Origin of the sequence: Escherichia sp. XD33 (assembly GCF_019375075.1) — a bacterium.
GTDB classification, from domain to species: domain Bacteria; phylum Pseudomonadota; class Gammaproteobacteria; order Enterobacterales; family Enterobacteriaceae; genus Enterobacter; species Enterobacter flexneri_A.
In genome coordinates this window covers 1-9,250 of the sequence record NZ_JAENDM010000085.1, presented here as the reverse complement: position 1 = coordinate 9,250, position 9,250 = coordinate 1, and the positions used below count along the sequence as shown (strand labels likewise).

Sequence of the window (9,250 nt, the reverse complement as noted above, 5' to 3'; positions counted from 1 at the left end):
CGTACGGCCCACAGAATGATGTCACGCTGAAAATGCCGGCCTTTGAATGGGTTCATGTGCAGCTCCATCAGCAAAAGGGGATGATAAGTTTATCACCACCGACTATTTGCAACAGTGCCGTTGATCGTGCTATGATCGACTGATGTCATCAGCGGTGGAGTGCAATGTCGTGCAATACGAATGGCGAAAAGCCGAGCTCATCGGTCAGCTTCTCAACCTTGGGGTTACCCCCGGCGGTGTGCTGCTGGTCCACAGCTCCTTCCGTAGCGTCCGGCCCCTCGAAGATGGGCCACTTGGACTGATCGAGGCCCTGCGTGCTGCGCTGGGTCCGGGAGGGACGCTCGTCATGCCCTCGTGGTCAGGTCTGGACGACGAGCCGTTCGATCCTGCCACGTCGCCCGTTACACCGGACCTTGGAGTTGTCTCTGACACATTCTGGCGCCTGCCAAATGTAAAGCGCAGCGCCCATCCATTTGCCTTTGCGGCAGCGGGGCCACAGGCAGAGCAGATCATCTCTGATCCATTGCCCCTGCCACCTCACTCGCCTGCAAGCCCGGTCGCCCGTGTCCATGAACTCGATGGGCAGGTACTTCTCCTCGGCGTGGGACACGATGCCAACACGACGCTGCATCTTGCCGAGTTGATGGCAAAGGTTCCCTATGGGGTGCCGAGACACTGCACCATTCTTCAGGATGGCAAGTTGGTACGCGTCGATTATCTCGAGAATGACCACTGCTGTGAGCGCTTTGCCTTGGCGGACAGGTGGCTCAAGGAGAAGAGCCTTCAGAAGGAAGGTCCAGTCGGTCATGCCTTTGCTCGGTTGATCCGCTCCCGCGACATTGTGGCGACAGCCCTGGGTCAACTGGGCCGAGATCCGTTGATCTTCCTGCATCCGCCAGAGGCGGGATGCGAAGAATGCGATGCCGCTCGCCAGTCGATTGGCTGAGCTCATGAGCGGAGAACGAGATGACGTTGGAGGGGCAAGGTCGCGCTGATTGCTGGGGCAACACGTGGAGCGGATCGGGGATTGTCTTTCTTCAGCTCGCTGATGATATGCTGACGCTCAATGCCGTTTGGCCTCCGACTAACGAAAATCCCGCATTTGGACGGCTGATCCGATTGGCACGGCGGACGGCGAATGGCGGAGCAGACGCTCGTCCGGGGGCAATGAGATATGAAAAAGCCTGAACTCACCGCGACGTCTGTCGAGAAGTTTCTGATCGAAAAGTTCGACAGCGTCTCCGACCTGATGCAGCTCTCGGAGGGCGAAGAATCTCGTGCTTTCAGCTTCGATGTAGGAGGGCGTGGATATGTCCTGCGGGTAAATAGCTGCGCCGATGGTTTCTACAAAGATCGTTATGTTTATCGGCACTTTGCATCGGCCGCGCTCCCGATTCCGGAAGTGCTTGACATTGGGGAATTCAGCGAGAGCCTGACCTATTGCATCTCCCGCCGTGCACAGGGTGTCACGTTGCAAGACCTGCCTGAAACCGAACTGCCCGCTGTTCTGCAGCCGGTCGCGGAGGCCATGGATGCGATCGCTGCGGCCGATCTTAGCCAGACGAGCGGGTTCGGCCCATTCGGACCGCAAGGAATCGGTCAATACACTACATGGCGTGATTTCATATGCGCGATTGCTGATCCCCATGTGTATCACTGGCAAACTGTGATGGACGACACCGTCAGTGCGTCCGTCGCGCAGGCTCTCGATGAGCTGATGCTTTGGGCCGAGGACTGCCCCGAAGTCCGGCACCTCGTGCACGCGGATTTCGGCTCCAACAATGTCCTGACGGACAATGGCCGCATAACAGCGGTCATTGACTGGAGCGAGGCGATGTTCGGGGATTCCCAATACGAGGTCGCCAACATCTTCTTCTGGAGGCCGTGGTTGGCTTGTATGGAGCAGCAGACGCGCTACTTCGAGCGGAGGCATCCGGAGCTTGCAGGATCGCCGCGGCTCCGGGCGTATATGCTCCGCATTGGTCTTGACCAACTCTATCAGAGCTTGGTTGACGGCAATTTCGATGATGCAGCTTGGGCGCAGGGTCGATGCGACGCAATCGTCCGATCCGGAGCCGGGACTGTCGGGCGTACACAAATCGCCCGCAGAAGCGCGGCCGTCTGGACCGATGGCTGTGTAGAAGTACTCGCCGATAGTGGAAACCGACGCCCCAGCACTCGTCCGAGGGCAAAGGAATAGAGTAGATGCCGACCGAACAAGAGCTGATTTCGAGAACGCCTCAGCCAGCAACTCGCGCGAGCCTAGCAAGGCAAATGCGAGAGAACGGCCTTACGCTTGGTGGCACAGTTCTCGTCCACAGTTCGCTAAGCTCGCTCGGCTGGGTCGCGGGAGGGCCGGTCGCAGTGATTCAGGCCCTTCTGGATTGTGTTGGTCCCCAGGGCACGATTGTCATGCCCACGCACTCGGGTGATCTGACTGATCCCGCAGATTGGAGATCGCCGCCCGTGCCTGCCGATTGGGTGCAGATCTTGCGCAACGAGATGCCGGCATACGATCCGCAAACCACACCAACTCGGAACATGGGTGCAGTGGCTGAATTGTTCCGGGCGTGTCGCAAACACTTTTGGAGGCAGCTATCACCCAGCCAAGGCCGGTATTTTCATGCTTTGTTAACCTTTTGCAGTCCGAAGAGGCGCGCAAGCAAATCATTCTGGTCATTGACGGTCCAGCCGCCTGAAAAGCCAAAGCCCTTCCGCAGCCACAGCATCGCCTCGAAACCCGCGATGGTTCGCCGCGCCGTGTTAAAGGATTGGAAACCGCCGATCTTCGGCATGTTCTTCTTCACCCGGAAATGGTCGCTCTCAATCCCCTGCTGGAGATGTTTGGTCACATAATGCACGGGATCGGGATGGAGAAGCCCATCATCAACCGACGTTTTGATCGTTGACGGGAAGGTGTTGGCCCCGTCCGTCCCAATCCTGTTCGGCGACAACAAGGGTTCATCTTTAAGCATCTTTCGGAAGAACCGCTTGGCAGCGTCGAGATCGCGCTTAGCGGTCAGCAGGAAATCCACCGGATTGCCATGCTTATCGATGGCTCGGTACAGATAGCGCCATTTGCCGCGGATCTTGACATAGGTCTCATCAATCCGGACCGAGCCGCAATGGGGTCGACGAAACTGCCGCAGCCGTTTCTCGATGACAGGTGCATAAGCCAATACCCAGCGGTTGATCGTGCTATGATCGACCTCGAAGCCCCGCTCGCGAAACATCTCTTCCAAGTCACGATAGCTGAGCGGGTAGCGCAAGTACCAGGCAACCGCCTGTACAATCAGCCAGGCCTCGAAATGCCTGCCCTTGAAATCATCCTTCGACTGGCGCTTCAGCTTTTCGGCAATGGTATTCAAAATCATCGGCTCGCTCCGCAATATCAGGAGCGGCAACTTCTCTCCCCATGGTCAACATCGAGTTAACCTGAAGAATTTGCGACAAGGCCATGCGTTCCGCTCCGGAGATGTCTGGCTTACTAGGTCCCGGCGCTATGGCGATCTGAAACACGCACTCGTTCCGGCACAATCCATCGCGGAAGGCGGTCGTCTCGCTGTGCCATTGCGGCCGGAGGAATGGCTGGCAGACCGGCAAGCTCGCCTCGACATGCGGTTGCGCGAGCTTGGCCGTGCCGCTCGCGCAGGCACGATCCCGGGCGGGTCGATTGAAAACGGCGTTCTGCATATCGAGAAACTCGAAGCCGCCGCGCCGACAGGCGCCGAAGATCTGGTGCTCGATCTCTACAAGCAGATCCCGCCCACGCGCATCACCGATCTCCTGCTGGAGGTGGATGCGGCGACCGGCTTCACCGAAGCGTTCACCCATCTGCGCACAGGAGCACCCTGCGCTGACCGGATCGGGCTAATGAACGTTATCTTGGCGGAAGGGATCAACCTCGGCTTGCGCAAAATGGCGGATGCGACAAACACCCACACCTTCTGGGAATTGATCCGCATTGGACGGTGGCATGTCGAGGGCGAAGCCTATGACCGGGCGCTGGCCATGGTGGTCGAGGCACAGGCAGCGTTACCCATGGCCCGGTTCTGGGGCATGGGCACGTCGGCTTCGAGCGACGGACAGTTCTTCGTCGCTACAGAGCAAGGTGAGGCCATGAACCTGGTCAACGCGAAATATGGCAATACCCCGGGCCTGAAAGCCTATAGCCACGTCTCCGACCAATATGCGCCGTTCGCAACCCAGGTGATTCCTGCAACGGCAAGCGAAGCGCCTTACATCCTCGATGGCCTGCTGATGAACGATGCTGGACGCCATATCCGCGAGCAGTTCACCGACACGGGCGGCTTCACCGATCACGTCTTTGCCGCATGTGCCATTCTCGGCTACCGGTTCGCTCCGCGCATCCGCGACCTGCCATCCAAACGGCTCTACGCGTTCAATCCGTCGGCCGCCCCGGCGCACCTGCGAGCGTTGATCGGCGGAAAGGTCAACCAAGCCATGATCGAGCGCAATTGGCCCGACATCCTGCGCATCGCCGCCACCATTGCTGCCGGGACCGTCGCGCCAAGCCAGATTCTGCGGAAACTCGCCTCCTATCCGCGGCAGAACGAGCTCGCGACAGCCCTGCGGGAAGTCGGTCGCGTCGAGCGCACCCTGTTCATGATCGACTGGATTCTGGATGCCGAACTCCAACGGCGTGCCCAGATCGGGCTCAACAAAGGCGAAGCTCATCATGCGCTGAAGCGGGCAATCAGCTTCCACCGCCGCGGTGAAATCCGCGACCGTTCCGCCGAAGGCCAGCATTACCGCATCGCCGGCATGAATCTGCTCGCCGCCATCATCATCTTCTGGAACACCATGAAGCTCGGCGAGGTCGTTGCAAACCAGAAACGCGATGGAAAGCTGCTATCGCCCGATCTCTTGGCCCATGTTTCGCCGCTCGGATGGGAACACATCAATCTCACCGGAGAATATCGCTGGCCAAAGCCTTAGCGTAGGATTCCGCCCCCTCCCGCAAACGACCCCGTGATGACCCTGCAGGCATCCCCTGAGACCCGGTTAATGCGCGCCGAGGTGCAGCGGCATTATCCGCACATCTGGCAGGAGCTGGAGGGGCTGGCGCAGGGACTGGAGGCCACTGTTGATCAGGTCTTTGCCTGGAACTGCCGTGGCGATCTGGTGCGCTCAACGTCGGATGGCTGTACGACGGTGGCCGGGGTAAACGCCGCAGGCGAGCGGATTATCGCGCATAATGAAGACGGTTTTCCTCAGTTACGGGATGAATGCTTGCTGGCTACCATTACTCCGAGTCGCGGTCTGAGCTTTACGAGTTTTGCCTATCCGGGGTCGATTTGCGGCCACACCTTTGCGGTAAATGAAAAAGGTATCGTTAACACGGTGAATAACATCCGTGCAGTGTATCGTCCGCAGGGATTACCGCGTCAGATCCTGGCTCGCGCCTCGCTGAATGCGAACACCCTCGACGAGGCCATCACTATACTTACCGGCCAGCCGCGATCCGGGGCGTTTCACCATACGCTCGGGCAGCTGGGCGATGCGCGGCTGTTCAGCGTTGAGGCCACCGGTCAAGGCTGTTCCGTTCTACCCCTGACGACGGTAACCGGGCATGCCAACCATCTGGTGCATGCGGCACTGGCTGGCGTTGAGCAGATCGTTACCGACAGTTCAGCGTCGCGGCAGTTACGCCTCGTGCAGTGGCGGGAAACGCAACCTCCGTTTGACGCCGCGGCGGCAAAAACCATTCTCTCAGATACCCATGACGCAGAACTGCCAATTTACCGGCTGGCTGCCGACGATCCGGATGAGGAGAACACCCTCGCCACGGCAGTTTTCACCCTCGATGCCAACCACGTCAGGTGGCAAATTTTCGACATTAACCGCGACGATGCTAAATTTCATGGAGAAGTGCGTGGGTGAAATAGCCGGTCGTCAGTCATAAAGGGCAGGGGAGTACCGTTGGCCCGGCGTTCGATAGTACCGTCCGGATACTGCCAGATATCGGCGTCCAGGGAGATGTCCTGAAGCGCGGTGTCCGGAATTTCAGGTTTGTGTCTCTACAAAGACTAACTATCAGAAAAACTCATCGAGCATCAAATGAAACTGCAATTTATTCATATCAGGATTATCAATACCATATTTTTGAAAAAGCCGTTTCTGTAATGAAGGAGAAAATTCACCGAGGCAGTTCCATAGGATGGCAAGATCCTGGTATCGGTCTGCGATTCCGACTCGTCCAACATCAATACAACCTATTAATTTCCCCTCGTCAAAAATAAGGTTATCAAGTGAGAAATCACCATGAGTGACGACTGAATCCGGTGAGAATGGCAAAAGCTTATGCATTTCTTTCCAGACTTGTTCAACAGGCCAGCCATTACGCTCGTCATCAAAATCACTCGCATCAACCAAACCGTTATTCATTCGTGATTGCGCCTGAGCGAGACGAAATACGCGATCGCTGTTAAAAGGACAATTACTAACAGGAATCGAATGCAACCGGCGCAGGAACGCTGCCAGCGCATCAACAATATTTTCACCTGAATCAGGATATTCTTCTAATACCTGGAATGCTGTTTTCCCGGGGAGCGCAGTGGTGAGTAACCATGCATCATCAGGAGTACGGATAAAATGCTTGATGGTCGGAAGAGGCATAAATGCCGTCAGCCAGTTTAGTCTGACCATCTCATCTGTAACATCATTGGCAACGCTACCTTTGCCATGTTTCAGAAACAACTCTGGCGCATCGGGCTTCCCATACAATCGATAGATTGTCGCACCTGATTGCCCGACATTATCGCGAGCCCATTTATACCCATATAAATCAGCATCCAGGTTGGAATTTAATCGCGGCCTCGAGCAAGACGTTTCCCGTTGAATATGGCTCATAACACCCCTTGTATTACTGTTTATGTAAGCAGACAGTTTTATTGTTCATGATGATATATTTTTATCTTGTGCAATGTAACATCAGAGATTTTGAGACACAACGTGGATTTGTTGAATAAATCGAACTTTTGCTGAGTTGAAGGATCAGATCACGCATCTTCCCGACAACGCAGACCGTTCCGTGGCAAAGCAAAAGTTCAAAATCACCAACTGGCCCACCTACAATAAAGGGGTCGTTTGCGGGAGAGGGCGAAATCCTACGCTAAGGCTTTGGCCAACGATATTCTCCGGTAAGATTGATGTGTTCCCAGGGGATAGGAGAAGTCGCTTGATATCTAGTATGACGTCTGTCGCACCTGCTTGATCGCGGCCGCGATAGCTAGATCGCGTTGCTCCTCTTCTCCATCCGCGTTCCAAGCTGCGGAAAGGCACCCATAAGCGTACGCCTGGTCGAGCAGGCGACGCGGATCGACGTCCAGCGCACGAGAGAATGCGTCCGCCATCTGTGCAATGCGTCTAGGATCGAGACAAAGGTCGTCTCTGTCAGCCGGATCGTAGAACATATTGGCGGCGCCAAAGCCCACTTCACCGACCAGACCGACGGGATCTATCACCAGCCAGCCGCGACTGGAGAACATGATGTTTTCATGATGCAGATCGCCATGTAGCCCACGCAGTTCCGAGGCATTGCTCATCATTTGATCGGCTATAATCGCCGCGTGGACGTAGTCAGTTTGACAACCTGCGTTTTGATCATCGCGCGCCCGCTGAAACAAAGCTGCAAAGCGATCCCGGATCGGGAGAAGGGCAGAAGGCAGGGGTTCCTCAGATGCGGCATACAGCTTCGCCATTAGTTCCGCTGCAATTTCGGTCGCCTGGTAGTCGCCGTGCTCGGCAACGATGTGAGAGAGCATTCGCTCCCCGGCATATTCGAGCAACATCAGATTGTTCTCACGACCGAGCAACCGGACTGCTCCCCTCCCATTGCGCCATACCAGATAGTCGGCCCCGCGCAGTTCATCAGCAATGTCTTCTATAGGTTTCAATTCCTTGACGATTGCAGGAGTCCCGTCTGGCAATGAAACTTTCCAAACGAGGCTGGAAAAGGTGTCCGCAATGAGAACAGGTTGCGAAACGTGCCAATGAGCAGGAAAAACAGGCGGCATGAACATCAACCCCAAGTCAGAGGGTCCAATCGCAGATAGAAGGCAAGGCGTTCGCGGTCGGGGGCTTCGATCCCCAATACATTGAATAGGACAGCGAAGGCGCGCTCTGCTTCATCTGGCGCTGCCCAGTTCTCTTCGGCGTTAGCAATCATGAGTGCCAAATCGGCATAGCGATCTGCTGTTCCGAGCCGCCCAAGGTCGATCAGACCCGTGCATTGAAGAGTTTTAGGGTCCACCATGAAGTTCGGCATGCAGGGATCACCATGGCAAACAACCATATCGGTGCGCTCTTGGTCGAGCCGCACCGGTAGCTCTCGTTCGACACGAGCCAAAAGATCGAGCTGCGGCGTACTCTTGTCCTCGTCCGGTAAGAAGTCGGGATTGACGGCATTGCGGGACACCACATCAACGGCGCGTCCGAACATTCGCGACAGCCTGCGCTCAAACGGACATTGATCAACCGATAGGCTGTGAACAGCGCCAAGTTGCTGCCCCATTGACGGCCACGCTTTGAGCAAATCCGCTCCAGACAGATCAGCCGCCGGTACTCCCGGAATTGCCGTTATCACCAAGCATGCACCCTCCTGTTCCTCCTGCCAGTTGATCACCTCGGGGCAAGCCACACCTCGACCTTTGAGCCAAATGAGGCGGTCACGCTCTCCAGCGAGCTCACCGCGGCGGGAAGCAGGTGCGATTTTCGCGAAGGCATGCCCGTCACCACGTCGAAAAACAAAATCACCAGATTCTCCGCCTCTGACAGGCAACCAGTCAGAATGCGATTCACCAAAAAAAATATTAGTTCGATTCAATGGAGGTTCCTTCAGTTTTCTGATGAAGCGCGGAGGTGGCTCAACCTGCGAAAAGAAACGAGTTGCTATGGACTTGCACCGGTTGTGTTCCGGTCTATCTCTCATTTTAAGCGGCTTTTTTCTCAAATGCCACCGGCGATTTCCAGCCGAGTGTTGAATGTCTTCGGCGTGGATTATAAAAGCCATTTACCCATATAATGCGCCTACTTATCAGCCTTTGGGACGTTGGGACGGTATTTTTCACTATATACCCCCAAGTTTTTAGACATGAAAAAAGGGTAATGACTCCAACTTATTGATAGTGTTTTATGTTCAGATAATGCCCGATGACTTTGTCATGCAGCTCCACCGATTTTGAGAACGACAGCGACTTCCGTCCCAGCCGTGCCAGGTGCTGCCTCA

Annotated in this window: 7 protein-coding genes and 4 pseudogenes; 6 read left to right on the top strand and 5 right to left on the bottom strand. The window is 55.9% G+C overall.

Going from position 1 to position 9,250, the window contains the following annotated elements; translation table 11 throughout:
- Window positions 1–169 precede the first annotated feature (169 nt).
- The 3 genes and pseudogenes from aac(3)-IVa to K0778_RS28690 form a co-directional block, all read left to right on the top strand.
- A complete protein-coding gene (gene aac(3)-IVa, locus K0778_RS23995) occupies window positions 170–946 on the top strand; it encodes an aminoglycoside N-acetyltransferase AAC(3)-IVa (RefSeq protein WP_001199192.1) in 777 nt (258 codons plus the stop codon).
- A gap of 228 nt (window positions 947–1,174) precedes the next feature.
- Window positions 1,175–2,200, top strand: a complete 1,026-nt coding sequence (gene aph(4)-Ia, locus K0778_RS23990) for an aminoglycoside O-phosphotransferase APH(4)-Ia (RefSeq protein ID WP_000742814.1) — start codon at window positions 1,175–1,177, stop codon at window positions 2,198–2,200.
- Window positions 2,201–2,205: 5 nt separating this feature from the next.
- Window positions 2,206–2,559, top strand: a pseudogene (locus tag K0778_RS28690) (AAC(3) family N-acetyltransferase); the annotation flags it as partial.
- Between the two features lie 62 nt (window positions 2,560–2,621).
- Here K0778_RS28690 and K0778_RS23985 read toward each other — a convergent pair.
- On the bottom strand, window positions 2,622–3,374 hold the full coding sequence (locus K0778_RS23985; RefSeq protein WP_000602738.1) for an IS6 family transposase: 753 nt from the start codon (window positions 3,372–3,374) through the stop codon (window positions 2,622–2,624).
- An 85-nt stretch (window positions 3,375–3,459) separates the two neighbouring features.
- Between K0778_RS23985 and K0778_RS23980 the strand changes: the two are divergent.
- Together K0778_RS23980 and K0778_RS23975 are read left to right on the top strand one after the other, a co-directional pair.
- A pseudogene (locus K0778_RS23980) lies at window positions 3,460–4,959 on the top strand (Tn3 family transposase); the annotation flags it as partial.
- A gap of 33 nt (window positions 4,960–4,992) precedes the next feature.
- Window positions 4,993–5,904, top strand: a pseudogene (locus K0778_RS23975) (C45 family peptidase); the annotation flags it as partial.
- 153 nt (window positions 5,905–6,057) lie between these two features.
- Here the strand turns inward: K0778_RS23975 and K0778_RS23970 are convergent.
- Complete coding sequence (locus K0778_RS23970) at window positions 6,058–6,873, bottom strand: aminoglycoside O-phosphotransferase APH(3')-Ia (RefSeq protein WP_000018321.1); 816 nt, start codon at window positions 6,871–6,873, stop codon at window positions 6,058–6,060.
- Between the two features lie 136 nt (window positions 6,874–7,009).
- Between K0778_RS23970 and K0778_RS27925 the strand changes: the two are divergent.
- A pseudogene (locus K0778_RS27925) lies at window positions 7,010–7,111 on the top strand (IS5/IS1182 family transposase); the annotation flags it as partial.
- Window positions 7,112–7,208: 97 nt separating this feature from the next.
- Here the strand turns inward: K0778_RS27925 and K0778_RS23965 are convergent.
- The 3 genes from K0778_RS23965 to K0778_RS23955 form a co-directional block, all read right to left on the bottom strand.
- Complete coding sequence (locus K0778_RS23965) at window positions 7,209–8,045, bottom strand: APH(6)-I family aminoglycoside O-phosphotransferase (protein ID WP_049195390.1); 837 nt, start codon at window positions 8,043–8,045, stop codon at window positions 7,209–7,211.
- Window positions 8,045–8,848, bottom strand: coding sequence for an aminoglycoside O-phosphotransferase APH(3'')-Ib (gene aph(3'')-Ib / locus K0778_RS23960; protein ID WP_001082319.1), 804 nt, complete (start codon window positions 8,846–8,848; stop codon window positions 8,045–8,047). Before aph(3'')-Ib ends, K0778_RS23965 begins: the two co-directional genes overlap by 1 nt.
- Before the next feature lie 292 nt (window positions 8,849–9,140).
- Window positions 9,141–9,250 (bottom strand): IS1 family transposase (locus K0778_RS23955; protein WP_019725171.1); only part of this gene is annotated, 110 nt, incomplete at its 5' end.

Coding starts and splice junctions, on each gene's coding strand:
- K0778_RS23985 (WP_000602738.1), bottom strand. CDS start 3,374: ATGATTTTGAATACCATTGCCGAAAAGCTGAAGCGCCAGTCGAAGGAT.
- K0778_RS23970 (WP_000018321.1), bottom strand. CDS start 6,873: ATGAGCCATATTCAACGGGAAACGTCTTGCTCGAGGCCGCGATTAAAT.
- K0778_RS23965 (WP_049195390.1), bottom strand. CDS start 8,045: ATGTTCATGCCGCCTGTTTTTCCTGCTCATTGGCACGTTTCGCAACCT.